The sequence below is a fragment of the Stenotrophomonas sp. 21LCFQ19 genome (assembly GCF_056861425.1).
The window spans coordinates 66,748-91,434 of sequence record NZ_JBSPUF010000001.1 but is presented as its reverse complement, the minus strand read 5'-3'; the positions used below and the strand labels follow the sequence as shown (position 1 = coordinate 91,434).

21 protein-coding genes and 2 pseudogenes are annotated in these 24,687 nt (G+C 60.3%); 12 read left to right on the top strand and 11 right to left on the bottom strand.

Annotated elements, in window-relative coordinates; genetic code table 11:
• Window positions 1-7: 7 nt before the first annotated feature.
• The 4 genes from AC13FW_RS00455 to wecB are packed head-to-tail and all read right to left on the bottom strand — an operon-like array spanning window position 8 to window position 8,261.
• Window positions 8-2,713 (bottom strand): NfrA family protein, encoded by a 2,706-nt coding sequence (locus AC13FW_RS00455; RefSeq protein ID WP_482987810.1) that lies wholly within the window; start codon window positions 2,711-2,713, stop codon window positions 8-10.
• The gene (locus AC13FW_RS00450; protein WP_282266442.1) at window positions 2,710-4,854 is read right to left on the bottom strand and encodes a glycosyl transferase family protein; all 2,145 of its coding nucleotides are present in this window, start codon (window positions 4,852-4,854) and stop codon (window positions 2,710-2,712) included. The genes AC13FW_RS00455 and AC13FW_RS00450 overlap by 4 nt, the downstream gene beginning before the upstream one ends.
• Before the next feature lie 6 nt (window positions 4,855-4,860).
• A complete protein-coding gene (locus tag AC13FW_RS00445; protein ID WP_282266443.1) occupies window positions 4,861-7,014 on the bottom strand; it encodes a cellulose biosynthesis cyclic di-GMP-binding regulatory protein BcsB in 2,154 nt (717 codons plus the stop codon).
• Between the two features lie 59 nt (window positions 7,015-7,073).
• Window positions 7,074-8,261 carry a non-hydrolyzing UDP-N-acetylglucosamine 2-epimerase gene (gene wecB, locus AC13FW_RS00440; RefSeq protein ID WP_296251237.1) on the bottom strand — a complete coding sequence of 396 codons (1,188 nt, stop codon included), beginning with the start codon at window positions 8,259-8,261 and terminating at the stop codon, window positions 7,074-7,076.
• 644 nt (window positions 8,262-8,905) lie between these two features.
• Between wecB and AC13FW_RS00435 the strand changes: the two genes are divergently transcribed.
• The gene (locus AC13FW_RS00435) at window positions 8,906-9,619 is read left to right on the top strand and encodes a hypothetical protein (protein WP_482987809.1); all 714 of its coding nucleotides are present in this window, start codon (window positions 8,906-8,908) and stop codon (window positions 9,617-9,619) included.
• Between the two features lie 86 nt (window positions 9,620-9,705).
• Here the strand turns inward: AC13FW_RS00435 and AC13FW_RS00430 are convergent, their stop codons facing one another.
• Window positions 9,706-10,827, bottom strand: coding sequence for a hypothetical protein (locus AC13FW_RS00430; protein ID WP_482987808.1), 1,122 nt, complete (start codon window positions 10,825-10,827; stop codon window positions 9,706-9,708).
• Between the two features lie 139 nt (window positions 10,828-10,966).
• On the opposite strand from AC13FW_RS00430, the gene AC13FW_RS00425 reads away from it, so the two are divergent.
• Window positions 10,967-11,335: a hypothetical protein gene (locus tag AC13FW_RS00425; RefSeq protein WP_482987807.1), complete on the top strand. Its 369-nt coding sequence runs from the start codon at window positions 10,967-10,969 to the stop codon at window positions 11,333-11,335.
• A gap of 171 nt (window positions 11,336-11,506) precedes the next feature.
• Here the strand turns inward: AC13FW_RS00425 and AC13FW_RS00420 are convergent, their stop codons facing one another.
• Window positions 11,507-11,935 carry a hypothetical protein gene (locus AC13FW_RS00420; protein ID WP_482987806.1) on the bottom strand — a complete coding sequence of 143 codons (429 nt, stop codon included), beginning with the start codon at window positions 11,933-11,935 and terminating at the stop codon, window positions 11,507-11,509.
• Window positions 11,936-12,251: 316 nt separating this feature from the next.
• Here AC13FW_RS00420 and AC13FW_RS00415 point away from each other — a divergent pair, with 316 nt between their 5' ends.
• From AC13FW_RS00415 to AC13FW_RS00400, 4 genes are all read left to right on the top strand, one after another.
• Entirely contained in the window at window positions 12,252-13,337 is a 1,086-nt protein-coding gene (locus AC13FW_RS00415) for a hypothetical protein (protein ID WP_482987805.1), read from the top strand.
• Window positions 13,338-13,397: 60 nt separating this feature from the next.
• The gene (locus AC13FW_RS00410) at window positions 13,398-13,877 is read left to right on the top strand and encodes a hypothetical protein (RefSeq protein ID WP_296251231.1); all 480 of its coding nucleotides are present in this window, start codon (window positions 13,398-13,400) and stop codon (window positions 13,875-13,877) included.
• Between the two features lie 116 nt (window positions 13,878-13,993).
• The gene (locus AC13FW_RS00405; RefSeq protein WP_296251230.1) at window positions 13,994-14,566 is read left to right on the top strand and encodes a hypothetical protein; all 573 of its coding nucleotides are present in this window, start codon (window positions 13,994-13,996) and stop codon (window positions 14,564-14,566) included.
• Window positions 14,563-15,438, top strand: a complete 876-nt coding sequence (locus AC13FW_RS00400) for a hypothetical protein (protein ID WP_482987804.1) — start codon at window positions 14,563-14,565, stop codon at window positions 15,436-15,438. The genes AC13FW_RS00405 and AC13FW_RS00400 overlap by 4 nt, the downstream gene beginning before the upstream one ends.
• A 98-nt stretch (window positions 15,439-15,536) precedes the next feature.
• Here the strand turns inward: AC13FW_RS00400 and AC13FW_RS00395 are convergent.
• The 5 genes and pseudogenes from AC13FW_RS00395 to AC13FW_RS00375 form a co-directional block, all read right to left on the bottom strand.
• Window positions 15,537-15,728: pseudogene (locus tag AC13FW_RS00395) on the bottom strand (arsenical-resistance protein); the annotation flags it as partial.
• Window positions 15,729-15,866: 138 nt separating this feature from the next.
• Window positions 15,867-16,280: a hypothetical protein gene (locus AC13FW_RS00390; RefSeq protein ID WP_482987803.1), complete on the bottom strand. Its 414-nt coding sequence runs from the start codon at window positions 16,278-16,280 to the stop codon at window positions 15,867-15,869.
• Between the two features lie 153 nt (window positions 16,281-16,433).
• Window positions 16,434-16,670, bottom strand: a pseudogene (locus AC13FW_RS00385) (integrase core domain-containing protein); the annotation flags it as partial.
• A 277-nt stretch (window positions 16,671-16,947) separates the two neighbouring features.
• Window positions 16,948-17,913, bottom strand: coding sequence for an arsenic resistance protein (locus tag AC13FW_RS00380; RefSeq protein WP_296248033.1), 966 nt, complete (start codon window positions 17,911-17,913; stop codon window positions 16,948-16,950).
• 138 nt (window positions 17,914-18,051) lie between these two features.
• Window positions 18,052-18,417 carry an ArsR/SmtB family transcription factor gene (locus tag AC13FW_RS00375; protein ID WP_296248031.1) on the bottom strand — a complete coding sequence of 122 codons (366 nt, stop codon included), beginning with the start codon at window positions 18,415-18,417 and terminating at the stop codon, window positions 18,052-18,054.
• Between the two features lie 134 nt (window positions 18,418-18,551).
• Here AC13FW_RS00375 and AC13FW_RS00370 point away from each other — a divergent pair, with 134 nt between their 5' ends.
• The 6 genes from AC13FW_RS00370 to AC13FW_RS00345 all read left to right on the top strand — a co-directional run bounded on the left by AC13FW_RS00370 (window position 18,552) and on the right by AC13FW_RS00345 (window position 24,685).
• Entirely contained in the window at window positions 18,552-18,743 is a 192-nt protein-coding gene (locus AC13FW_RS00370) for a DsbA family protein (RefSeq protein ID WP_296248029.1), read from the top strand.
• 820 nt (window positions 18,744-19,563) lie between these two features.
• The gene (locus AC13FW_RS00365) at window positions 19,564-21,219 is read left to right on the top strand and encodes a phosphoethanolamine transferase (protein WP_296248027.1); all 1,656 of its coding nucleotides are present in this window, start codon (window positions 19,564-19,566) and stop codon (window positions 21,217-21,219) included.
• Window positions 21,220-21,279: 60 nt separating this feature from the next.
• On the top strand, window positions 21,280-21,651 hold the full coding sequence (locus AC13FW_RS00360; RefSeq protein WP_296248024.1) for a diacylglycerol kinase: 372 nt from the start codon (window positions 21,280-21,282) through the stop codon (window positions 21,649-21,651).
• Between the two features lie 138 nt (window positions 21,652-21,789).
• Window positions 21,790-22,128 (top strand): hypothetical protein, encoded by a 339-nt coding sequence (locus AC13FW_RS00355; RefSeq protein ID WP_296248022.1) that lies wholly within the window; start codon window positions 21,790-21,792, stop codon window positions 22,126-22,128.
• Window positions 22,129-22,187: 59 nt separating this feature from the next.
• On the top strand, window positions 22,188-23,441 hold the full coding sequence (locus tag AC13FW_RS00350) for a TolC family protein (protein WP_296248020.1): 1,254 nt from the start codon (window positions 22,188-22,190) through the stop codon (window positions 23,439-23,441).
• Complete coding sequence (locus tag AC13FW_RS00345) at window positions 23,438-24,685, top strand: efflux RND transporter periplasmic adaptor subunit (RefSeq protein WP_296248018.1); 1,248 nt, start codon at window positions 23,438-23,440, stop codon at window positions 24,683-24,685. The genes AC13FW_RS00350 and AC13FW_RS00345 overlap by 4 nt, the downstream gene beginning before the upstream one ends.
• The last annotated feature ends 2 nt before the right edge of the window (window positions 24,686-24,687 follow it).

Below are 24,687 nucleotides of genomic sequence, written 5' to 3'. Positions count from 1 at the left end.
GTCATGCTCAGTAAGACAACGTCATGTTGATGAAGAGACCGCGGTTCCGTTCTGCCTGGTCACCATTGAGCGCGAAGCGGTATTGCACACTGGCATCAAACGACGAACGCGGCCCGTGCAGGCGGTCCTCGCGGAACAGTCGACGTACTCCAATGCCGACACCAGCGCCGAGCGCCAGGTCGCCATCTTCGGCAGCCAGCCGGAAGCTCTGCCGGGATCCGTCGGGATAGACCACGCCTTCTGCCCGATCACGCTGCCGGTACCAGTCAGCCCCCACCACCGCAAAAGGATTGATGGTCCAGTTGTCGCTGGCCGTACGCGGGCGATAGCTCCAGCCAAAGCGGAACTCGCTGGAGGCAAACAGCTGGCTGCGCTTGAGCTGGCCGCTGGAACGTACTTCCTGCACCTGCGTGCCGTTGAAGTCCACGCGGCCCACGCGGAAGTCCGCATCGTTGTTGCTCCACGCATAACCACCCTGCGCGTACAGCTGCATGCTCGGCCAGCTGCGGTCATCCGGACTGCTGGCAGCACCGTGGTACCAGCCATAGGACACATAGGTCATCCAGCCACCTGCGGCATCGTCAAGTTGGTAACGCCCCTGCACGGCCTCTCCGCTGCCCACGGTTGCGGATAGACGGCATTGCTCGGCTGCTGTCTGCGCGTAGAGCCCGCCATGGCGGTTGGCGGAGCCAATGAACTGGCGTCGCTCGATACCGAACCCCAGCCCGGTGTCCGGCACCCGGAAGCGTGCACCCAGCGCTGCGATGCTGCTGGGCCAACCGGTCGCGGTGCGCGTGGTCATGCCATTCCGGGTGTCATCAAGCCCGCCGATATCCTCGCCGGTACAGGGGTCGATGTTGCGCAAGGCTTCGTATTTGCCGCCGCCGTCGTACAACACATTGGTGAGCCGCGCGTAGAGCTCAACGTTGGGTTGGTAGGCGATCGGCCGCCAATAGGCTTCAACCGAGCTGAAGGCCGCATCGCCGGGCGTGCTCAGCGCCGCCCCGCCCAGCGTGGCCGTGGTCTGCCGCGCACCGCGCCAGCCGACACTGGCGGTGATGCCCCAGCGTCGTTCCAGTTCGGTCAACGAACTGCGCGCATAGCGCCGTTGCTCTGGCGTCAGTGCCAGTTCACCGCGCTCGGAGCGTTCCAGCGATTTCCGGATCTGCTGTGATGCCTGCCCGCGCTCACCCATGCCAATGCGCGCATACGCCTGGTCGAGCTCGATCGTTGGCGGTGCCTTGCCCGTGGCCGCTGCCGCTTCCAGATCAGCCAGACCAAGCTCGGCCTCCCCCGCACGCTGGTGCAGGTTGGCGCGCTGCATCAGCATGTCGACGTTGTCTGGCTCCTTCTGCAGGCCAGTATTCAATCGTTGTACGGCCTGCGCCCGCTGGCCGGCATTGCCCGCTGCCAGCGTCGAAGTCAGCAGTCGCTGCATGGCCGGATCATCCGGGGCCGCCTGCACGGCCGCCTGTGCCTGGGTGATGGCCTCAGCCCATTGCTGGCGGCCATAGGCTGCATAGGCGCGGGCCGCTGGTGTATCCAGGGTCTGGTCCGCCGGCCGCATCTCGCATTGCGTGCCATAAGGCGTGTCGCGACAGGCCTGCAGTGGCGCGGGGAAATGGGTTGCATCCAATGCCCGCGCCAAGGAGCGCTTGCGCGAGGCGGTACGGCGGCTGATCACCGCCTCGTCGTTGGCATCCATTGGACCCAGCAATACCCCGGCACGCTCAGCATCGCCGGCGGCCAGGGCTGCATCCACCGCCAGCAGCCGGATGTTGTGCAGCTGCTGCTCATCCAGCCAATCCTGTGCGAGTGCGCGGTCGAAGTCGGCATTGGCACCGGCATCGCGCCCCAGCCGTTGCAGCAGGTAACCACGCAACACCAGTGCATTGATGTCTTCGCTGTCCTGCACCAGTGCGTCGGTGGCGGCCTGCACGGCGTCCTCCAGCTGATCGTCGAGCATCAATGCGCTGATCAGCAGCAACCGATGACTTGCCGACTCCGGCGCCAATGCCACCGCTTCGCGGGCCGGTGCCACGGCATCGGCAGGACGAAACGCCATCATGGCCGCGTAACCGGCCTGCGCCGGCGCCACCGCCTGCGCACGCTTGATGCGCAGTTTTCGCGCCTCCAGGTCAGTGATGTTCTGCGCCCCCAGGTCCACTGCGGTCTGCAACGCCTGCAAGGCGGTATCCGGCTTGCCCTGGGCTTCCAGCGAATCCACCCACAACATGGCCCAGGTGCCCTGGGTCGGATCGATCCGGAAGGCCTGTTCGGCCTGCTGCTCAGCCAGCGCCATCTCACCGCGGTAGTAGCTGGCGTAGGCCTCGGTGGCCAGGGGATAGCCCTTCTCGAACGGTGTCTGCGTCACCGGCGCTGCGGCAGCCGCCTGTCTGCGGGCAGCCTGGCGTGCCGTGCCTGCCGCTGCGGCTGGGCCCGGCGTGCGTGGGGCATTGGTGGCGCCACGGCCTGAAGCGCGGGCCTGGGACTGCGCCAGCAGGTCGTGCAGACGCTGCACATCCGGGCGCAAACGCACCGCTTCGCGGGCCTGCCTCGCGGCTTCCGCATAGTCACCGCGGGCATACGCCGCATACGCCTGCTCAGCCACACGATACGCAGCGCCCGACAACGGCAATTCCTGCGCCAGCGCCGTCACGCTGGCACCGGCAAGGACGAAAGCAACGAGGGGTTTCAGCAACTTCATGCTCATGCCAGGAACACATCCGGGTGCAGACGTGCTCCATCGGCACGTCGTTGTTGTTCTTCCACGGCGGTAGCGATGGCCTGCTCGCTGGCAACACCACGGCGCACAAGGTAGTCACCGATGCGGCCGTCGCGATGCGGCCGGTACTCGTCCAGGGCAGCCTGGAAGTGCTCGCGTGAGATAAGTTTCATTTCCACCAGCAGATCGCCCAGCAGGGGCACGGCATTGATCCGATAGTCCGCGCCGCAGATCAAACGAAGGCCGGCATTGATCTCGCTTTCGCGGGCAATAAACTGCTCGACCTGCTCCACCTTGGCGTGCTGGGCCAGTACCTGCAGCGTCGCCTCGGGCAGCGCGCTGGCAACAGCCAGGCGCAGTACATCCGCGCTGGCACTGGGCAACGGCAGTACCCGCCACTGCACGCAGGCATCCACCGAAAGCGGGAAATAGCCTTGCTTCAGGTAGTCCACGTCAATACTGGCGCGCGGCAGCTCTTCCTGGAAGGAAATCGCTTCGGCCAACGTTTCATCATCCAACCAACCCTGCGACACCAGGATTCGACCCAAGGGCTGCTGTCGTCCGTGCTGTTGCTCATCAAGCGCCTGCTGCAGGCGTGCAGGCTCCACCGCCTGCCATACGCCCAACAGCTCGCCCAGACGTCGGCGCGTCTGTACCAACTGGGAGTTGCTGGGAAAGTCATGCATGGTCTTGTCCCAGACCAACTGCCTGCCGAGCAGCAGGTAGCCGGCAAACAGACGCCAGGCACGCGCCGTGGCCGCGCAGTTGATGACGTTGCCCACGATCATCCGCGGCACCGACATCAACGCATGTTCCCAGCCATACAGGCGATTGACGAAATACATGCGCTGCAGCACCCGCATGCCCAGCGCGGCAGTGGTGAACAAGGCGATGCGCATCGGCCAGGAACCGGCCTGGAACACCGTGGGAAACTCAATCGTCCACACGCCAGTCACCTTCAACAACCAGAACAGCAGCAACTGCGCAAACAATATGTAGGCCAGAATGCTGACGAACGAAGTGATGATGCCCTTGCGATCACGCAGCAACAGGTAACGGTTGGCCAGGCTGCCACCCCAGCCCAGCGTCTCCCAACTCTGCATTCCGATGCCCAGCACCCAGCGCGCCTTCTGCCGGTACGCAGCGCGGAAGTTGTCGGGAAAATACTCGCGCACGCACAACGCCATTTTCACCGTGCGCTCGCGTGCACCGCCCCAACCAAACCATGACGACGGGCGCCGCACACGGAATTCCACCGGAAAGCGGGCAAAGATCGAGTGCATGCCCATCCGCCCAAGGCGGGCACCAATGTCATAGTCCTCGGTGAGACTGTCGGTATTGAAGGGCTGGTTGTTTGTTTCCTCGCTCAGCGCCAGCAACGCGCGGCGCGAGAAGCAGGTACCGACGCCCGCCGACGGCACGGTGCCGGACAGGCTTTCACGCACCACCAGGTCCTTGGCATGCCACTCGGCGAACTCGTCCATGTAGGTGCCGGCGACCAATTCGTACCATTCCCGGTCCAGTGACGTCACCGGCAGCTGGATCATGTCCTTCCGCGGCAGCAGGTAGTTGTAGAAACGCAGCTCCCACGGATGCAGCACGTCCTCGCTGTCGTGCAACACCACGCCAGCAAACTCGATGTCATTGCGCTTTTCGTACTCGAAGATCGACAGCACCAGCCAGTTCAGGCAGTCAGCCTTGTTGGTTGGCCCGGGGTGTGGCACCTCCACCCGCTGCAGCCGACGGTAACGTCGACGCATACGCTCCACTTCGGCAATGGTCTGCGTGTCGTTGGGATAGGTACCGACGAAAATCACGTACTCCTGGTAATCGAGCACGTCGATCATGTTCGCCACCATCTGGGCGATGACGTCGTACTCGGCCCAGGCTGGCACCATGATCGCGATGGGCTGCTGCGGCCGCTCCATCAGGGCATCGACCGACAGCGGCCGGTAGGAGGAACGCTTCAGTACCGTCAGCCTGCGCCATAGATGCCGCGTCCAGTACCAGACGTCGATGAACAGGTCGTCCAGGCTCGACAGCAGGATCAGCACAGCCAGTACCACCGCAGCCGTTTCAAGGGCTGCGTGGTAGTTAGCCAGATGAATGTTCCAGAGAACGGCGCTCATGACCGGTCAGTGCGCACCGTCGGTCTTGCGACGGCGGCGGATCTGCGCAATGCGTGCAGCCAGCAGCATCAACACGATCACTCCCACCAGCACCAGCAACAGCACCATGTGCCGCTGCCAAACCGGCTGAGGATTGCCATCCACGGCAATACGCAGTCCTTCGGGATCCTCGCGATCGAAATCCTGTACAAGCCCGCGACCATCCAGCAGCGCCACCGAGCCTCGCACCAACCGGAACGGTTCAGCGATGCTTGCAATGCCGTTGCCCAACTCACGGTAGACGACGCCGGTGTTGGCGCCGTCACCGGTCACTTCCACCAGCGCTGCACGATCCAGGCCCGCCAGGTCCAGCACCGTTTCCTGGTCCTTGCTGGTGATGCGCAGCTGACCGCCCTCGACCGAGGCCGCGCTCGTGCTGCCCTGCGGCGGCACGTTGAACGCGAGATACGACTGGCTCTGGGCAGGAGCATTCTTGTCCTTCACCACTTCCAACGTCGCGCGTTCCGCCGAAGCCCCCACCGCAGCGCTGACGCGGATGACGGTCTGCAGCGTTGCAGGCGCATTCTGCAACCACGCAGCCGGCACCAGCACCTTGTGCGGGCCGGAAAGATGAGCAGCCGCACCGACGAAATCCGGTGCGGTACCACGCTCGGCCAGCACGATATGGCTGCTGGGCAGCACCGTCACCGGATACGCCGTCGCCGGGTCGTGGCAGTACGGGCGCGCCGGCTGCCGCAGGAAGGAAACACGCACCTGGTTGCGTGCCGTGATTGCGTAGAGTGGAACATTCGCGCGGATACGCTGCGGCTTGCCGTCGGCGTTCAACACCCTCGCGCCCAGCAGGTAATCATTGAAGAAGATCGACGCTACTGCGCCTTCGCCACTCGCGTTGGGCGCGGCCGATACGTCAATGACCACTTCCTTCGGCAAGCGACCCTCGCCCGACAACAGGCCAAGATCGGCATTGGCGGTGCGATCACTGCGCGCGATGATGTCCTGGGTGCCGGAGAACGCACCCAGGCGGTCCAGCAACACCACGCCCTTGTCGGTCATCAGCTGCTGTGCCTTGGCAACCTGCAGGTTCTGGCCCAGTGCATAGGCGCGCCACTGCGCGCTGAACAGCCCCGCCACTTCGGCCGCGGCACCGGTACCGACCATCAGCACTGGCTGACCGGCGACCACGCCGGCGACCACACCGTTGCCTGGCAGGGTGGCTTCCAGCGTCGCCATGCTGTCCTTGCGCCACGCATTGAACGCGGCTGCACCATCAGCATCCGTCGCAGCCACCTGGCTGCCCAGCGCATCCAACGCGCGCTTGACCGCACCCTGCAGCCCCGGGCCGGCGACCGCCACATCCATCGGCAGCACACCGTCCTTGCCCAATGACAGCAACGCGCCGATTTCCGCTTCGTTGGCAATACGGTGCTGCGCGCTTGCCGACGACAGCGCTGCATAGGCCGGAACCGACGCCAGGCTCGCGGGGATCTGCAAGCCGCTGGTGTCCACCGTGTCGCCGACCTTCGGCAATGCCTGCACCGTCACCCGCTTGCCAGCTGCTTCCAGCACCGCGCCCACCCGCCACGCCGTGTCGTAACTGCCAGCATCCAGCTGACGTCCATCCACCAGCAAACGTACCTGCCGCGGCAACGCGGTCCAGGCCTTGGCAACGGTATCAATCGCACGCCGATCGAATTCATAGCTGAAGCGTGTGTCCGGGCCAATCCGCAGCACATTGGCGGGGGCGCTCTGGTCCGTGCACTGGTAATCCGAGACCACCGACCACCAACCGATGCCGAAACGCACGAAACCGCTGGCGCGCGGGAAACCATCAATGCCGATCAACTGGCTCAGGTCGCCCTGTGCGTCGGTGATGGTGCGCGCGGCCACGGCATCATCGTCGATGCTCAGCAGGTTCGAGGTACGGCCCGGATGGCCACGCAGATAGCGCGCATCCAACTGCAACTGCGCATTGCGGGTGGCGACACCCGCCGGCACCGGCAGATAGAGCTCGCGCTGGTTGTCCTGCCCGCGCAGGCTGACCGGCTCGGTAAAACCGAGGTCGCGCAGCGTCATACTGCGTGAAACAACTGTATTTGCGCCCCATTCGCGGAACTGACCACTGACCGAATCGGCGGCAAAGGCCTGCAGCGAAACGGCCATGGAAAGCGCCACCAACGACAGCGACGTACTCAAGTTTCCAGCTCGGTATGCGTGATTGCTCATTCGGCGTGCTCGATAAGATGTGGTGCGTTGGCCCGCGCTGCCCGCAACGACAGCTGTGGCATGAACTCGGAATACGACGCCCCCAACAGCGCCGCTACGATGCGATCACTCGCATTGCCATCGCCGTAGGGGCTGGCAAGCGGATTGAACATGGCGGGTTTTGCCGGCGCAGCGAGCGCCTGCCGAACACCATCGATGATGCGTGTGGCGGAGGTTCCGACGAGCGTTACCGCACCCGCCGCTACCGCCTCCGGGCGCTCGGTGACATCGCGCATGACCAGCACCGGTCGCCCCAGTGCAGGCGCCTCTTCCTGGACGCCACCGGAATCGGTCAGCACCACATCGGCAAGCTGCATCAGCCTTACGAAACTGAGGTAATCCTGCGGCGGCAGCAGATGGACATTTTCCAGCCCCGCCAACTGCGCATGCACCGGCCCCTGCACATTCGGATTGAGGTGCACCGGGTAGATGATGTCCAATCCCGGCTCGCGTGCCAATGCAGCCAACGCCGCGCAGATCTCGGCAAAACCATTGCCAAAACTCTCGCGACGGTGTCCGGTGACCAGAAGCAGGCGCCGGCCCTCGCGCAACGGCAACCCAGCGTCGATCGCACCACGCAGCCCGGCATCACGCTCAATGCGTTCCACGGTCTGCTTCAAGGCATCTATCACGGTGTTGCCGGTCACGATGAGCTGCCCAGACGGCCGCTCGCCTGCAAGGTTCCGTGCCGCTTCAGGCGTCGGCGCAAACAGGTGGTCACTGACCAGATCAACGACGCGGCGATTGAGCTCTTCCGGCCACGGCTGTTGCAGGTTGCCAGTGCGCAAACCCGCTTCGACATGACCGATACGGATGCGACGGTGGAATGCGGCCATCGCCGCACTCATGGCCGTGGTTGTATCACCGTGCACCAACACCAGATCAGGCTCGACACGTGCATAGAGTTCATCCAGACGCTCGAACAGGCGTGCACACAGCCCGTTCAAGGTCTGATTGCCAACCATGACATCGAGATCATGATCCGGCGTGATCTGGAACAACCCCAGCACCTGATCCAACATCGCACGATGCTGACCAGTGGTAGCCACGACCGACTCTATACCGGGTGCTTTCGCCAAAGCCCCCACCAACGGCCCCATCTTGATCGCCTCAGGGCGAGTGCCGAAAACAGACAGAATTCTCAAGACCCCTCCCCCAGAGGCTACGCGTACCGATTTGTTCGCCGCTGCATCATATATGCGCTGTACCCCTGAAATGTTAAAAACGGGACACTCATCACATTATCGTAAGAGCGAGAGTGACAAACAGAACGAAACCTGAATCTTCGTAGCAAAACGGTGGCGCTCCAGCCAAACGTTCGATACATGCGCAAGTCATCGCGGGGAGCGCACTGAAAACAAAAGCACTGGCCAAGCCAGCAACTGCGCCATCGCGCGACGGCAAGGCTGCTCCTCGGATTCACTCAGTCCAGGCACTCGCTCTTGCAGCTGCCAACATGTGGTCCCGCAAGTTCCCATCTTCCGACACGTCCCGCCTACCGATGCACCGCCCTCGACCTGACACGGGGCAAGCGCAATCTGCGCCTAGGTGAACTTGGACTCCTTCATGGCAACGCCTCCTCTCTGCCTGGGACTCGTTTCGCCGAATTTCTGTACTTTTGAATGGCTGAAAGCGCTGGGAGGTGGTCACCCGCTACGGTCAACGACCCTGGCGAGCAAGAGGAAGGCAGCATTGCTCCTGAGAGTTCTTGCTAGGATATTTTGCGCTGCCTGCATGGGATCAGCCCCTCTCCCACCGTGCGTTTTTTGTGACTCTAGGCGGCTCCCCGATGACCCAATACTGGAATCAGGAAAAATTTGAAGGTTTGGATGCCATAGCTAGACAGGCCGAAACCTTGCCGCGCCTGCAAGCCTTCGCGCGCAGTTGCCAACTCAAGGCAAAGGGCCTGCGCAAACAATCACAAGCTGCGCTGGAGGACTTCATCGCAGAAGCACTGATCTTGGATTTCGCTACGCGCAGGCAACTGGTCGAATGGTTACTGGAAATCCAGCACCGCAACCCCACTGTTCACAACTTAATCCCGCACCCGCTTGCCAAGCAGTTGATAGAACCAACGCTCGCCCAATGGCGGCAGGACCAGCCGCAGGACGCTGTAGTCCACCGCTGGCTGGGCATTCTGCACAAGGATCGTGCGGCGTTGCGCACCGCTGTGGCATTGGATGCGGATGAAATGCCTGCCCGCAACTATCTGTTGCGCGATCTCATCAATAGCCTGGCTTTCGCCACCCATCACTTGCCGGACGGCGAGCTGGTATGCGAAACCACGTTCGTACGTGAGTGCCTGGCCGAAGCCACGGAGCTTCTGGCGCAGCTGAAAGATGATGAAGAAAAGGCACTCTTCACTCGGGCGCTGACACAGCAGCGCGAGCTGATTGAGGACTTCCTCGCATGGCGTGATCGGCCAGAAGACCTCACGTTCGAACAATGGTGCGAATGTCGGCAGCGGCAGTACGTCTGGGGCGTAATGTATTCCTTCGGCTAAGAACCAGTCTGCACGCCATCAGCGGGGTGGGCATTGTCCCGGATCAGCGATGAACTCCGCACTGCATACCACGACACCAAGATGACTCAGTTGCTCGTCATCGCCACCACCGCCAATAGGCGCATCAATGCCGGCAGACCACGCTCGCCGGTTTTGTCGTAGATCAACTTTATCCGGGTCTGTGCGGTGGTCAGCGCAATCTCACAGTGCTCCGCCGCCTGCGCAAGATCACCCTGACGGTGTAGGGCGCAGGCCAATGCGGCTTCGGCGGCCGTCAGGCCAAACAGTTGGCGCAGGTCCACAGTCAGTGCCCTGCCTCCTGCCAGCGGTTGCAGGAACAAGATGGCGGCACGTTGACCCGTTCGATCCGACGCCGCCAAAGGATGCACCGATGCGACCAGCACGCTGCGCCCCGCCGCATCTTGCAGGATCACCTTAGCCGCAGCCCGCTGCTGCCTACCATCGGTGTGGCAGCCCACCACCGCCTCTTGAATAGCCTTGCGAAGTTGCAGTGGCGCAAACGCTGCTTCCGGCCGCCCTTGGTTCAGATGCACCGTCTGTCCATCACGGAACAGTTGCTCGGCCACCGGATTCATGCGGCTCACACGCTGCGATTCATCCAATGTCACCATTGCCAATGGCGCTGCCTCGACCGCCTTTTCGAGCGTTTCGATCCTTTGCTCCAACAAGCTGAGCCGACGCTGGATGGCGTAGGCATTAACCCAGTGCGGAGCCACCGCTTGCACCAGTGCCAATTGGCGCCGGCTGTAGGGTTGCAGACTGCCACTACGGCATAGGGTGGCAACCACAACTCCCTCGGCGTCGGCCTTGGCGCACATGGCCAGCGATTGCTCCACGTCACCCTGCTTCAGATACTCGTTGTAGTAACGGGTGCGGCGCAGCTCGGTCCGAGTTGCCACGGTGTCACTGTCCATCACCGTGCCAGCAGCCATTCGGTGCTGCCCCCGCTGCATCCACAGGTTGTCGCCGGCAAACTCCTGTTCATAGACCGCTGCCTGGGCTGGGTCAGCGCCCACCAATAGATCCAGCCGACCCTGCCCATGCCCACTGTCGTGCACCATCACAGCACCCACATGGCTACCTGTTGCAGCGCACAACGCCGCGCTGAACTCGGCCATGCGCTCGGGCTGCAGCGCAGCCGCATACAGCGGCTCCAGCACCGCCGCCAACTGTCGTTCCTGGTTCAAGGCATTGCCCCCCGTTGTCAAGCCCAGGATGGGAGTGTCTTTGGGTTCTGTGGCTGCGGTCAACTGTCGCTGGCATCGTGCGTCGCCCAGCCCGCACGGATTGGCAATCGCGTGGCTGGTGCTCCACTGGGGACAAGACATGAAGGCGAGGATTCAGGCCGCAGCGGGGGTGCTGACACTTGTGCTTGCCCTGCCTGCGGCGTCCGGCCCGGTACAGGACACCGACGTCATCCACGCCTACTGCGCGGCCACCGACATCATCCAGGGGCGAACGTACTATTCGGAAGTATTCTCCTTGCAGCGCCGTCGCTATTACGACAACGACACCACCTTCGCCATTGCCTTTGCCCACAACGTCGACGCCCGCTTCGGTGCCAACGCGGGCTACGAGCGCTGCTGGCACGACGAACAATTGTTAGCTGTACGCATGGAGCGCGATCGCCAAGCCGCTGCACAGCGTCGCGCCGTTCGGCCATTTGAGCCCGTGTTTGTACATTGGAGGCCTTGAACCAGCGCGCTTCGTTCCTCCACCCCAAAGATCGCCCAAAGAAGGGAATCACCAATGAAGAAAAAAGTCCTCCTGCTCGCGTTGCTGCCCCTCTTGGGAGCTTCTGCCGCATCTCTCGCTCAAACCTGGAACAGTAAACCCCCTGCTACGTTGAGGACAGAAATAAGACTGTCAGCCACAACCTGTCCTGGCGGAGGAAACAAACCATTTTTGATAGGGGACCGTCCGAATATCAACGAGTGCATTGACATCGATTACAGCGCCAACTGCCCCACCAAGTACGGAAGCTCTTATCCGGCCAGTGGAACCATAAGGAATTTTGTCGGCGGGGCCAGCTGCTTTGGTGATTCGCATGAAATCAAACGCGAATTCTCGCTGGACTGTGAGCCAGAAGAGATGCGAGTTTATGTAACGGATGTTCGCTATTGCAGCAACTGAAGGCATGAAGAATGCAACAGGCACCGCGCAGGTTTGGGCGGTGCCAACGACATTGGAGCTTTCATCGCCATTTGAGGCCTTGGAACAGTGGCGACCAGCAACTCCACATTGAAGATCTTCCCACTGAGAAGAAAAGTCGGTTGGATAGGAACTCGCGAGCATGATCAGTCTCTAGCTACATATTAGTGACGCCTCAAAAGGGAAGAGGTGCCATCAGACGTCACTCTCCACAAAAATTACTCTCCCGACACGCAGCCACCACAAACCTACAAGAGGCTGCGAAGTAACTATGATGCTTCACTACATTCCCGCTCTCGTGTCACTTCCATTCGGACAGCTTTTCGTCGCTAGAAATATTGTTTATAGCGAAAGGCTCGAAAATTCATAAGGAACGCCACCTCCAATGCCGACCAGAGCAAGGAGGCGATTCTCGTGGATCGATTCACGCGAGAACATTAAAGCTCACCCGGGGACAACCATGACAAACGTCTTTCTAAAGCTGACCACCACTCTTACCTTATTGCTGTCCTGCATAAATTTTGCAATTGCCCAGCCTCAGTCCGAAGTCTACAACTGCCAATACAATGAGTTCGACAACGCGCTTCGCGCTGGATACTCGAGGCTCAATGAGCCACCGATATTCACGAACTTCAAAGTCGAAGGGAACGCTTTGTATGCACGAGAGGACTATAGACGTCCTGACTGGGTTCTGTTTGGCTCTCTCGTTGGCGGCAAGGAAATTCAAGGTGTTGACGCTGATTCCCACGGGACCTTCACGAACCTTCAGAATAAAACCTTCAACTTGAACTACCTCGCTCAGTATTCCATTGACCTGCAGACGGGCAAAGCGAAAGTCGAGGCTATTATCAGGGGTGCGCCCGGTGGAACTTGGCGCGGAAACATGACGGGAACATGCCTCACCGATTCCCAAGCTGCAGCTATCGAAGCCCGCAGGACTGCATCACGAACGCCAGACGAAGCACAAGCGCTTCTCCTCGGGTTTCTCAAAGACAAAACAGCACATTTTCAGATCGGTAACGTCATTGATCAAAATTTCGGCGCTTTGCCAAAAATAGCCGCAACCGATGCCAGCTACAGACGGAAGTTTCTGAGGGGCTGGGTTGAGTATCGCAGCTCTCAGACCAACTACCTCGTGCGGCTAGAAATATCGAATTTCGAAAGCGTCAATCCACAGGGAGCGCAAGACACGTGTACGACATCGGCACGAAGCGTCGTAGTAAAAGGTGCACATGGAAGCCTCAGTGGGGGGAATTTCGACTTCCCAACCGACCCGTTGGTGAAGGAGATGCAAATCAATGAGGACAGCAAGTGGATTTACACGCTCCACACAGATCCCAAGGCAATGTTCAACGGTTCGTATTCCATAGACTGGAGACGGTCCACGTTCGTCCGCACGAACAACGCCAATCCCGGCTGGACCCGCTTTGATGTGTCGACACCCAATCGTGTGCCCTACGCGAGTATCGGAGTCACGGACAAGCTAGCCGATGACGTGGAAAGCGCGATCAGGTCCCTGCAATCAACGTGCAAAGGCAGGTCCTGACCCGCCGGCAGTAACTCCTCGCGGCAACAATTGCTCCAGAGGCACCTCCCAACACACGCCATGCCAGCTCGAATCATCATTGCCACCAGCACCATTAGCCTTCTGCTCCTTCTGATGCCACACGCCGCTGCTAAAGCCCTGCGCTGCGAAGCGGAAGGTCAAGGCACAGATTGGATGCAGGCATCCCCTACCGAAGGCTGGCGGGAATGGAGCGGCGACGCATGGGGGCCACCACTGTATGGACGACAAGTGCAGACCTCGCATCAGATAGAAGAATGGCGTTGCCGCTTTGCCCGGCAGCACCACGTATTGACCTACACCCTCACCGATCGTCGCATCGGGGGAATCTATCGACGCGAGGAAACACTGGAACCTCGCAGCGGCGCTTACCGCCTGCGAATAGACGACGGCACGCATGTGCCCGATGGCGGCAAACGTTTGAAGTTGGAGTTCAGCGGACTCTGCATGGCGATAGGTGGAGGGCCGCCCGACTTCCCCTTAGAAACGCACTCAACCGCGCTCCATCTTGCGCGATTGTGATGCCCGAACCATCGGCAGGTGCGCACTCGTTGCGCGCCCCCTCACCCAGAAGGTCGGAACACTTATCCGATGATTGTGCCGTGACAATTCAGTCTGCTTTACCAAGAGAGTCGCCCATGCCTTTGCGTCGTTTCCTTCGTTACCTACTGCCATGCCTGCTGCTGTCGATCATCGGCACGGCGCAGGCAGACTCATGGGCACCGCCCTCCTTGAAGGTGGTCGCCAGTAGCGATGGCCAAGCGTTGGCGCGGGTGACACCCGGCAGCTTGCGTGGCGGCAAAGAATCCGATGTAGAGCTATATAGCTATGACGCGAAGAACGCGCAGTACGCCCTGAAAACCCGTTTCCAGTTGCGCAACCGCATCGCCCCAGTAGAGATATTGCTGACCGGGCAGGGCCAACTGGTTGCGCTGGATGACTGGGCGCAGATGGGGCACGGCACAGTGCTGGCCGTATATGCCTCTGATGGCAAGCTGCGACTCCAGTTCACGCTGGAGGAACTATTAGGCGCGGAAGCGGCCGCCAAGGCACCGACATCAACTTCATCAACATGGTGGCGCTGCCGCAAGCCGAGGCTGAACCATGATGACAGCCAGCTATTGATCGACACCTACGACAACGGAAAGCTGCGCGTGGGATTGTTTACGGGAAATGTCGAGTACGAAGCTGGCAACGGGAGTTGTGCATGAAGTGGATGACCCTGGGAACTGTAATGGCAGCAGCGGCAATTGTCTCGCCGACAGCACATGCTGCGCTGGCTTCGGAGTATTACCAGCAGGCACGCGAGCAGGCACCACATCACCTGCAATTGCAAGTGACGCAGGTGACGCTTCTGCGTGGGCAAGCACGGGGAAACTGCGAGGTGGAGGCGACCGTACTACGGGACTTCCGTGGCGCCCTCGAAAAGGGCTCGCCGCTGCGCTTTACGCTGAACTGCATCGCAACGGGTGTCCGGCCAATGCCTGGCCCGAACGCCTGGCACGACTACCAGACACTGAAGGCCAGCCACTTCATGGAGGGGTTCTTTCGCGGCGCAGGCGCGGACATTGCGCCGGCCTTCGGGCAACTGGCACAGGTTGCCAGCGAGCGCGAGTGGCCGTGGTGCGAGGCACAGACCGGCCGGTGCGATCTGCCGCCGCCATCGCCGCCGCTGGTATTGGAGTGCAGCATCGTCGGCATTGGCGTCACCGGCAAGCAGGTCCGCAGCGGCTGGATCATCAAGATCGCCGATCACCGCATGTGGTTCTGGAGTGACATCAAACAACTGCATGCGGGCGAAGGCCGGCATTGGCAACCACACCTATGGGAACCACAGCGCACCCCTTCGCCGTTACAGGTGGAGGGTGACCGCTACACGCAGGTTTCGCACCTGTATTCGGAGGGCGGCGAACAACTGTTGATGACGCGCACCTTCATATACAAGCGCTCGACCGGCGAATTCGAGGAACGCCATATGGCCCAAGAAAATGGGGGCGAAGACCTGATCCGTGGTACCTGCCAGCCCATCGCCGACCCGGAAAAACTACCCGTCCCCGCAGATGGAAGACAGATTGGCTCCTAGTCAAGGACCTGGAACTCCCTCACGCTGCATTGTCGCTGCGGGCACTCGCAACACAGTTGAAAAACGATGCCTTCCGGCTATCCCACGCTGTTGACCCACCCGTACAGCCCCACGGCCGTTGCCACCGCCAGCTCAAAGAACTTGCTCGCTCTGATCGGTGCGGATGGCCCGGCAACGCAGTGGACTCCACCGAGGCGGCGGTTGAGGAGATAGGTCAGTCCTGGGGAGAAGTAAACTTGGAACAAAATGGGGATGGCAATCGGTGCGATCATCAGAGGCTGCTTTACGATCGCTGCGACATATCGCTTCTAGATCTACGTTATTGAAGCTCAGCACATAAGCTCATCGATCCACTTCAACTTTCCCGAGTCAAAATTTTTGACTTGAAAATGCTCTCTTCGGCTCTGCCGCTTGCAATCCAGGATTGTTCAATTCTCCCACAGAGATCTTTGCATCACCTGCCACTGTCCATTTCGCTTCCGCAAGAGCGCATCGATGTTTTTGCCTGAGGGATACAGGTATGCATTGACGAATGCTGCATCCGCATCAAAGTACATTCGTTCAATCAGAATGAAATCGGCGTTCCTCGAAACCTTTGGGGTGGAGGATCTGATGAACCTGATGTGACCGCGGCCATTGCTGCAATCCTCCAGTTTGCTCGGCATGTCATCCCAGAGGACCAATAGCTCGGATTTCTCGAAGAATCCGGTGACGTAACGTTCGATCTCCTGGTCCTTCTGGATTGCCTCCAGCAGTTCGAGCGGTGGGCATACCCCTTCCTCCGACACTGTTGACGGGCGGGAACAACCAATAACAGAAAGCGAGAGGAGGGCGCTCAGCAAGAGCGTCCTCGTTTTGGTCCCTCGGAATTGGTGGGGCGAACAAGAATTTTTCATACCGCCAACCCTCTTCGATCGTGCTTCTTTTTTTTTTCCAAAAATATTCCGCAAAGTGGAAGGTAATCCCCCCGCTTCTAGCGGTCGCCAAAAGTGGAGCTATGCGGTCATCGCCCGTTTCACTGCTGGCGTGATGCCACCGAGCGCCATGTTGGGGCGCTCATGGTTGTACGTCCATAGCCAGCGTGTGGCCTTGTCCTGCACCTGTTCGATGGTCTCGAACAAGGTCATGGCCTGCTCGGCGTAGCGAACGGTGCGGTTGTAGCGTTCGACGTAGGCGTTCTGCTGCGGTTTACCCGACTGGATGTGCTCGATCCGGATGCCTTCGCATTGCGCGCGGCCATATCTGTCAATTGCTTAGCACCCATTGGGGGTACATCCTCCTTGCTGAACTCCTTTTTTCGAAATGTACCCCCACTTGTACCCCCAAAGCCGCTGGATGTACGTGGACAAGCCCGGACCAAGACGCACAAAAAAGCCCGCATTTCTGCGGGCTTAGTATGAATTCTGGACTTGCCTGGACGCCATGGGATCAGGCGATGGTGCCGCTTGGCGGAGTCTTGTTCTACCTAGGTGCAACTGCAAGATTGGGTTGTTGAAGCGTTGACCTACATCATGGCGCTTTCGCCAGTCGCGGGATCAAAGGGATGTAAACCAACGTGGCGACAAGCTCTACCAAGGTCTGAGTAACAATCACGGCGGGAATGATTGGCAAAGCTCCGGGCACAACTAGAGCCAGAGGCAACACCACCAGCGAGTTGCGGGTAGCTGCCGAGAACGCGATGGCCCTCTGGGCAGCGGCTGGTATGTTGAAACTTCTTGCTACGGCCAGGCCGACTAGGGGGGCGATAGCTGCGTAAATGAGATAGACCGGAAGCGCCGCAGCCACGGCTTGCAGTGCAGCCTCCAGCTGAGGAGTTACCGCGGCTATGACGATCAACAGGACTGCAGCTGTGGCTGGTACCGGAAGGGCGCCAGCAATTCGCTCGACCTCTTCCATACAGACGGATCTTCGGCCCAATCCCTGCAGAGTAGCAGCCAGCAATATTGGGATGACGATAAGAAAGCCAAAGGCATGCAGGAATGGACCTGGCCGAACCAGATCTGCGGCAGCCTGACCAAGAAAGATCTTAAGGTAGAGTGGCAGCAGAATCATCTGGACAATCAAGAGGATTGGAGTTGTTGCCAGCAACAGTGGAGCGTCCGACTTGCCAAGATGCGAGAAAGTAACCACATAGTCGATGCACGGACATAGAAGTACAAAGAGCATGGCGATGGCGATCAGCGGCTGCTCCGGGAACATCGGTACCATCAATGCAACTAGCAACGGGATTGCTATGAAATTGGTGACTAGCAAGGCAGCGACGAATCGCAAATTCCTCAAGGACGCTGCTATAGATGACAGCGGCACCTGCAGGAACGTCACGAAGAGCATCGCCCCCAAGGCCGGCGTGATGAGCACCTCCAGCCGTCCCGTCCCAGGGACCTTGAGAGCCAGAAGAAAACCCATGGCCATGGCGGCGAAGTAGATCGCCGTCTGGTGCCTTTCCATTTGCTCGCGCAGGTGATGCAGCTTCACTTATAAACCCCAGATCGTTCAGTCATTCGGCCACACCTGAGCATCTCGCCGTCATCGCTTTATCCGTTTCCCAGCTTGGGCAGAAGCGTGGGTTCTTGCACGCTTTACTCTTGCGGGCCGCGTATTCACTGCGTTTTCTCACGGATCAACGACTGATCGAGCAGGCCGGCCAGTGCACTGGGCAAAGAGTTTGATCGCTCTATCGCAGTGGATGCAGTGGCCGTTGCAGCAGTCACGCATCAGGAACGCAACTAGGTCGGACAGGGCTGCGAAGCTAGCACTGTAGATGATTGACCTGCCCGCACGGCGGCCCGCAACAAGGCCGCCATGCTCCAGTTCTTTGAGATGAAAGGACACCCTAGACGGGCTTGCATTTCCCAACTCGTGCGAAATAGATCCGGCGGACATTCCAGCCGGCCCGGCCACCACGAGCATTCGTATGATGCGCAGACGGTCTTGATGTGCAATTGCGCCAAATCCTCGCAGCGCTTCCGCCTCATTCATTTCAACTATTCATGTAATGATTAAATGTAAGGGTATCCACGCGCAAAATTGGTGTCAAACGCACTTCCTCTGACATCGTCAGATCGTCTGATCTGATCTCGTTGGTTGCGTGCTGTGCCGAGCTGGACGTTGGAATGGCACTGAAGTTCCTACAGGACAAGCCTGTCGAGATGCTCATCGCCCAGGACTATGCAGACGCCAAGGTGGCTGCCATCTGGGGTACAGCAACGTTCTACATCAACGGGAAGTCGCTGATGGCACTATCACCCACCGCGCTGCGCGCAGCGGTATCGAGCTGCGTGACCAATTCCGCGTGCCGATTCTAGATTGTCGGAAAAACGTTGTAGTTGATCCTGCATCACCCCGCAGCCAAAGGCATCGCGGAAAAGCAAACGTCTGAGGAATGTCGGAATGCGGCGATGAGGGCGGTTGTATCATCTAAATTCGCCTTGAATTCAGGTGTTTTTTCCATTCTTATCGTAGACAATGCAGCCACGGACGCCCTATGGAGCAGCGTTCATTTTCCGCCAGCATCTGGTCATTTCGCTCAATGCATCGAGGCACCTCCCCAGCCATCCGTCTTCTGCTCGCACTACTTATGGCGGTGTTTCTTGCCGTGCCATCGATCGAAACCATGGTGTGTGGTGATCAAGGGGAGGTGCATGCATTGCAGGAATCGTCGAAGCTATCTGACCCAAGAAAAGATAGCGTTTCCACGCACGGACACTGTCATCACGGTGGCGTGTGCCAAGTGCCCGTTGCGTTGACTATGGAAGATGTTGCGGCTGCATCTGAATCCCTTGCCTTGGTCTCCGCAGGCAACCTCCCATCGGACAGGCGCGACGGCTTGATCCGGCCTCCCAGGGGCTGACAGAACCCGTGTCGCTCGCCTGCTGAGCGACTGAACGGCGGCATCACCGCTGCACCCTCGGTAGTTCCCCAAGCTGTGCGAATGACACAGCGCAGCGATTCACGTCGTTGTGATGGGGAATTGTGGATGCGGAACCGCGTGTGCTTGTCGCCCCCATCGCACGCTTTCCTCCTGGGTATATCCATGGCCATCTTCCTGCTTTGGACGCATTACGCGCTCCGGGCCGCACTATCTGTTTTTCTGATTTATTCAGTCCCACCACGGCGAGTCTTGGCATGACCGGCTTACCGCGTTGGCGCAATCGTCCGGAAGTCGGTCAGATAGCGCTGATTCTCATTTCGTCGCTCTACTTCACGGCGGTGTTCAACAACGCATTCGCTCGATTCGTCATCGGTGCGGCAAACCAAGAGGGAGTTGCGCAGGCACTGGTTCTGGGCGCGGCACTGATCTTCATCACCGGCATTCATGTGGTGCTGTTCGCCGTTATCGGCTGGCGCTGGTCACTGAAGCCTATCCTTTTCGTATTGGTGCCTGCGTCCGCCGCGACGGCCTACTACGCAGACAACTACGGCATCGTTTTTGACGCCAGCATGCTGCGCAACGTGTTCAGGACAGACACGGCGGAAGCCAGTGAGCTGATGACGCTAGGCTTTGCGGGCGCGATGCTCCTGAAGAGTGCGCCTCCGTTGCTTGCGTTGCTATGGGTTCGCATTCGTCCTGCCCGCAGTCTGAAGCGATTATTGGCCGCGCGTCTGCTGCTGCTGATCGTAACCGTTGGCATCAGCGGCGGTGCGGTCCTCTCACAGTTCGATGATCTGTCCTCGCTCATGCGCAACAACAAATCCGCGCGTTACCTGATCACACCCGAGAACTACATCGTGTCCAGCATCCGCGTGCTCCAACAGGATCGCCGCGCTCAGCCCGGCCCCCTGGCCAAGGTGGCCGAGGATGCACAGATCGAGATGCATCCGGTAGGTTCGAAGCCCCATCTTTTAGTGATCGTGGTAGGTGAGACTGTCCGCGCGCAGAACTGGGGGCTGAACGGCTACGCACGGCAGACAACGCCGCAGCTGGCTAGGCGCAATGTGGTCAACTACGAAGACGTGACCGCCTGTGGATCTAACACAGAGGTCTCCGTGCCCTGCATGTTCTCCGTGTATGGAAGGCGAAATTATGACCGGGATAGGATCAGGCGCTCTGAGTCGCTACTGCATGTGCTGGAGCGTGCGGGCGTCAAGACGCTATGGCGCGATAACCAGTCTGGATGCAAAGGCGTCTGCGCAGACCTTGCGTTTGAATCCTACAGGGTCCCCCCCACGCATCCGCTGTGTACGGACCAGGCCTGCCGAGACGAAGTGATGCTCAGCGGACTACACGATGCCATTGACGACAATCCTGGGGACGTCGTGGTGGTTCTGCATCAGCTTGGAAACCACGGTCCGGCCTACTTCAAACGTTACGGTGAGGAATTTAGGACGTTCGTGCCGGACTGTCGCAGCGCTGATCTTGGAAAGTGCGTTAGAGAGGAGATCGTCAACGCCTACGACAACGCAATTGTCGCAACTGACGACTTTCTTGCAAAAACCGTTGACATGCTAGCGGCGGATTCGTCGCACGACACCGCCATGATCTACCTGTCGGATCACGGCGAGTCGCTAGGGGAAGCAAACCTCTACCTCCACGGACTTCCCTATGCGATCGCCCCATCCACACAGGTCAAGGTGCCAATGGTTGTGTGGCTGTCGGATGGCCTCCAGAAGAGCCGTGGAATCGATGCTGCATGTCTTCGGGAGCAGGCAACTAAACCCCTAAGTCATGACAACCTGTTTCATTCGGTGCTCGGGCTCATGCAAGTGCAGACCAGATCCAGGGACGAAGCATTGAATCTGTTTGGCCGATGCGAGAAGTCGCTTGACCGCGCCGAGAGATGAGTGGGAAGAGATCCCCACTGGCTGCAACCTTCACACATGACGGAAGAACAAGGAATAGACATGGCTGACACCTATGGACACCGACCTCGCGGCCCGCTCGGCGTGCTGAAGGCATTTCGATGGTCCATGCTGGGGATTCGCGCGGCTTGGCTGCACGAGTCCTCATTCCGCCTCGAGGCGGTTGTTCTGTTGTTGCTTACCCCCACAGCCTTCTGGGTAGCCGAAACTCCGGTCGAGTTCGTGCTGCTGCTGGGCTCGTTGCTGCTGGTCTTGGCGGCGGAACTGCTCAACTCCGCTGTTGAGGCTGTTATAGAGAGGTACGGGCCTGAACGCCACGAATTGGCCGGACGGGCCAAGGACATGGGCTCGGCCGCTGTGTTCATGATGCTCGTCAATGCGGTGTTGGCATGGGGTGTTATCGGGCTCATGTGAAGTGCATGTTCCAATCATTACGCTAGCTGGGGGCTGGTGGGTTCTGTAGCTGTCCAACGGGCGCTTAGATCTGAACCCGTGTCGCAACGGCCTCTATTGTTATTGTATCCATGCCCAAGCCATTGATAGCCTTCCCGAATGCGTAAAACTTCCCGGAAAATTGGGCTCTACCTGATGATGCTGCTGATGGCGGCGTTTGTGGTCGTGCCCATTTCCGACACACTGGCTTGCGCGCTTGAGTCGCACGCAACGGTGAGTGCTGCACAGGATGTTGCGAGTGATCCGGATGGGAAGGCAGGCCACGAGGTCCCAGCAGCCGGTTGCAGTCATGGCCACTGCCATCATTCCAATGCCAGTCTTCCTTTGGAAGCTGTGAGCCCTCCGCCGCAGGTGGTGTCGGCGGCATGGGACGCGTTTACTGACATCAACGCCTATGCCGTTGTACTTGATGGATTGACGCGTCCGCCCCAGGGCTGATCTGAGCTTGACCCGCGTAGTGCGGGATCTCGTTTCTTTTCACCTCTGGAAAACTCTAAATGTCGACCTCCACACGTCGGCCGCTTCAGGCGGCCGGGCTGTTCGTGGCTGTCCTGCTGGCGCTCGCGCCTGCGGGGCCTGCGTCAGCGCAAGCTTCGCCCTCCTATGACGACCTGCTGGTTCGTCTTGATCAGCTGTCGGGCACCATTCAAGGCGTTGCATTGTCTGAAGCCGCCGATGCCCGTGTTCAACAGGCTCGTGCGCTCAAGAATCCGACGCTCTCCTACGACCTCGAGAACACGCAGGGCACCGGCGCATATCGCGGCACCAGCAACGCCGATTCGATCATCACCTTGTCCCAACCGCTGGAGCTGTTCGGTCAGCGAGGTGCGCGTGTGCGTGCAGCGCAGAGCGAAGCCCAGGCCGCAGGGCTGCGTAGCGAATTGAGCCGGAGCGAAGTGGCCGCGCTCCTAGCAACGACCTATGCACAGGCCGAGAGCGCACTGAGACGCTATGAGCTCGCTAATGAAGCACTCCAGCTCATTCAGGACGACGCGGACGCCACCAGTGCCATGGTCCAACAGGGGCGGGAGCCCCAGCTCCGTGCCTTGCAAGCGCAGAGTGAAGTGTCCAATGCAAAGGCCGCGCTCGACGAAGCCCTGGCATCCAGGGATGCAGCCTTTGCGCGACTGGCAGGAGCAGCGCAGCTGGATGCATCCGTAAACGCCATCGGTGAAAGCCTGCTGGATCGTGCACCCCCGCTGCCCATGGGCGATACCCGTGCAGCATTGGCGGTCCGGATCGCCGAGGCCGAAGCGGCGACGGCGGGCAGGCTCGTGGACGTGGAACGCAAGCGCGCGCTTCCCGACCTGAGCGCAACCGTGGCACAGACAAACTTCCGCCTCGCAAACGAGCGTGCCTACAACATCGGAGTGAGTCTCTCGATCCCGCTCTTCGACCGGAACAGCGGCGGGATTCGCGCAGCATATGCCGAGCAGCGTGCTGCCGATGCTCGGCTCGAGCAACAGAAGCGCGAGAGTGAAGCCAATCGCCTTTCCGCGATCGCATCACTGAAGGCTTCCAACAGCAGAACGCGGGCTGCGGACGATAGCGTCACGGCCGGCGAGGAGGCCTACCGACTCGCCCGCATCGGGTTTGAAACAGGCCGCATCTCCCAGTTGGAGCTACGCAGCACCCGCTCGACCCTGATCGCTGCGCGCGCCTCTGCCGTAGACGCAAGACTGGCACGCGTCGCCGCCGAAATTGAACTTGCCCGTCTCGAAGGACGCGTCCCCTTTCTGGAGCAGAAATGAACAAGCCCCGTAACCCCATTCTCGTCGGCGCGCTGCTGCTGTCGGCCCTGGTTCTCACTGGTGGATTGACCGCCTGCAAGGGTTCCAGCGAAGCCCCCGCGACCGAAAAGGAAGCATCGGGAAAAGATGACGGCCATGGCCACCAGGAGGATAAAGGCGAAGGTGAGGGCAATACCAAGCCCGCCGACGCCCATGCCGGTGAGGAAGCTGGCGCACATGCAGAAGAAGAGGCCCCAGAGGGCGTGGTCAAGCTCACCGCAGACCAGATCAAGGCGTCTGGCGTGGGCGTGATGGCCGTAGGGCGGGGCGGTGGTGCTTCCACGCGCATTGCAGGACGCGTAGAGCCCTCCATTGGCGCGCGTGCATCGGTCGCGGCAACCGTCACCGGTCGCGTTGAACGTGTCCTGGTGGCACCGGGCTCCCAAGTGAAGGCCAACCAGACGCTTGCTGTCGTGGTTAGCGGTGACGCGGCTACATTCCGTGCAGCGGCAGTCTCGGCGGGAGCCGAGGCCGAAGTCGCCCGATTGGTGTATGGGCGCGATAAGGCGCTGGTGGAACAAGGCGTCGTTGCCCGCCAGGAGATGGAAACCTCGCGTGCGCGCTCGATCGCCGCTGAAGCGGCGGCTGCGGCGGCACGCGCCCAGGCGGCGGCCAATGGCTCGCCCGACAGTTCCGGCCGCGTGAGCATTACCAGCCCGGTGTCGGGCGTCGTCGGCAACGTGCAGGTTACGCCGGGCGGGGTTGTATCAGCGGGCAGTGTGGTCGCCGACGTTTCGAATCCCGACATGAACGAGCTGGTCTTCACTGCACCACCTGCACTGGCCTCACAGGTCGCCGCCGGTATGAAGCTGGAGGTGACCGCTCCGACGGGCGCGTTCCAGGCAGAGGTCACCGGTGTGGCCGCCGACATCCGTCAGCAGGGTGGCACCACGGTGATTCGTGCGAAGCCGCTGACCGCAGCGTTGCCGCCTGCAGGCTCACCGATTTCGGCGCTGGTGGTGGCCGACGGAGACGCCGATTCGCTCAGCGTACCGGCCGATGCCGTGCAGACAGTGAACGGTGCCAGCGTGGTGTTTATCGAAACCCCGGAAGGCTTCAAAGCCACGCCAGTGATGGTGGGACGTCGTGCCGGCGGCAGCGTCGAGATCGTCAACGGCCTCAAAGGCGACGAGCGCATCGTAGGCACCAATGCCTTTCTACTCAAGGCCGAACTGGCTAAGGGTGAAGCCGAGCACGGCCACTAAGG

Excerpts from the sequence above, each read along its gene's own strand:
- AC13FW_RS00350 (WP_296248020.1), top strand. The coding sequence starts at position 22,188 with ATGTCGACCTCCACACGTCGGCCGCTTCAGGCGGCCGGGCTGTTCGTG.
- AC13FW_RS00450 (WP_282266442.1), bottom strand. The coding sequence starts at position 4,854 with ATGAGCGCCGTTCTCTGGAACATTCATCTGGCTAACTACCACGCAGCC.
- AC13FW_RS00410 (WP_296251231.1), top strand. The coding sequence starts at position 13,398 with ATGCCAGCTCGAATCATCATTGCCACCAGCACCATTAGCCTTCTGCTC.
- AC13FW_RS00375 (WP_296248031.1), bottom strand. The coding sequence starts at position 18,417 with ATGAATGAGGCGGAAGCGCTGCGAGGATTTGGCGCAATTGCACATCAA.
- AC13FW_RS00345 (WP_296248018.1), top strand. The coding sequence starts at position 23,438 with ATGAACAAGCCCCGTAACCCCATTCTCGTCGGCGCGCTGCTGCTGTCG.
- AC13FW_RS00425 (WP_482987807.1), top strand. The coding sequence starts at position 10,967 with ATGAAGGCGAGGATTCAGGCCGCAGCGGGGGTGCTGACACTTGTGCTT.
- AC13FW_RS00360 (WP_296248024.1), top strand. The coding sequence starts at position 21,280 with ATGGCTGACACCTATGGACACCGACCTCGCGGCCCGCTCGGCGTGCTG.
- AC13FW_RS00415 (WP_482987805.1), top strand. The coding sequence starts at position 12,252 with ATGACAAACGTCTTTCTAAAGCTGACCACCACTCTTACCTTATTGCTG.
- AC13FW_RS00445 (WP_282266443.1), bottom strand. The coding sequence starts at position 7,014 with ATGGCCGTTTCGCTGCAGGCCTTTGCCGCCGATTCGGTCAGTGGTCAG.
- AC13FW_RS00355 (WP_296248022.1), top strand. The coding sequence starts at position 21,790 with ATGCGTAAAACTTCCCGGAAAATTGGGCTCTACCTGATGATGCTGCTG.
- AC13FW_RS00405 (WP_296251230.1), top strand. The coding sequence starts at position 13,994 with ATGCCTTTGCGTCGTTTCCTTCGTTACCTACTGCCATGCCTGCTGCTG.
- AC13FW_RS00420 (WP_482987806.1), bottom strand. The coding sequence starts at position 11,935 with ATGCTCGCGAGTTCCTATCCAACCGACTTTTCTTCTCAGTGGGAAGAT.
- AC13FW_RS00365 (WP_296248027.1), top strand. The coding sequence starts at position 19,564 with ATGACCGGCTTACCGCGTTGGCGCAATCGTCCGGAAGTCGGTCAGATA.
- AC13FW_RS00455 (WP_482987810.1), bottom strand. The coding sequence starts at position 2,713 with ATGAGCATGAAGTTGCTGAAACCCCTCGTTGCTTTCGTCCTTGCCGGT.
- AC13FW_RS00435 (WP_482987809.1), top strand. The coding sequence starts at position 8,906 with ATGACCCAATACTGGAATCAGGAAAAATTTGAAGGTTTGGATGCCATA.
- AC13FW_RS00400 (WP_482987804.1), top strand. The coding sequence starts at position 14,563 with ATGAAGTGGATGACCCTGGGAACTGTAATGGCAGCAGCGGCAATTGTC.
- AC13FW_RS00370 (WP_296248029.1), top strand. The coding sequence starts at position 18,552 with ATGGCACTGAAGTTCCTACAGGACAAGCCTGTCGAGATGCTCATCGCC.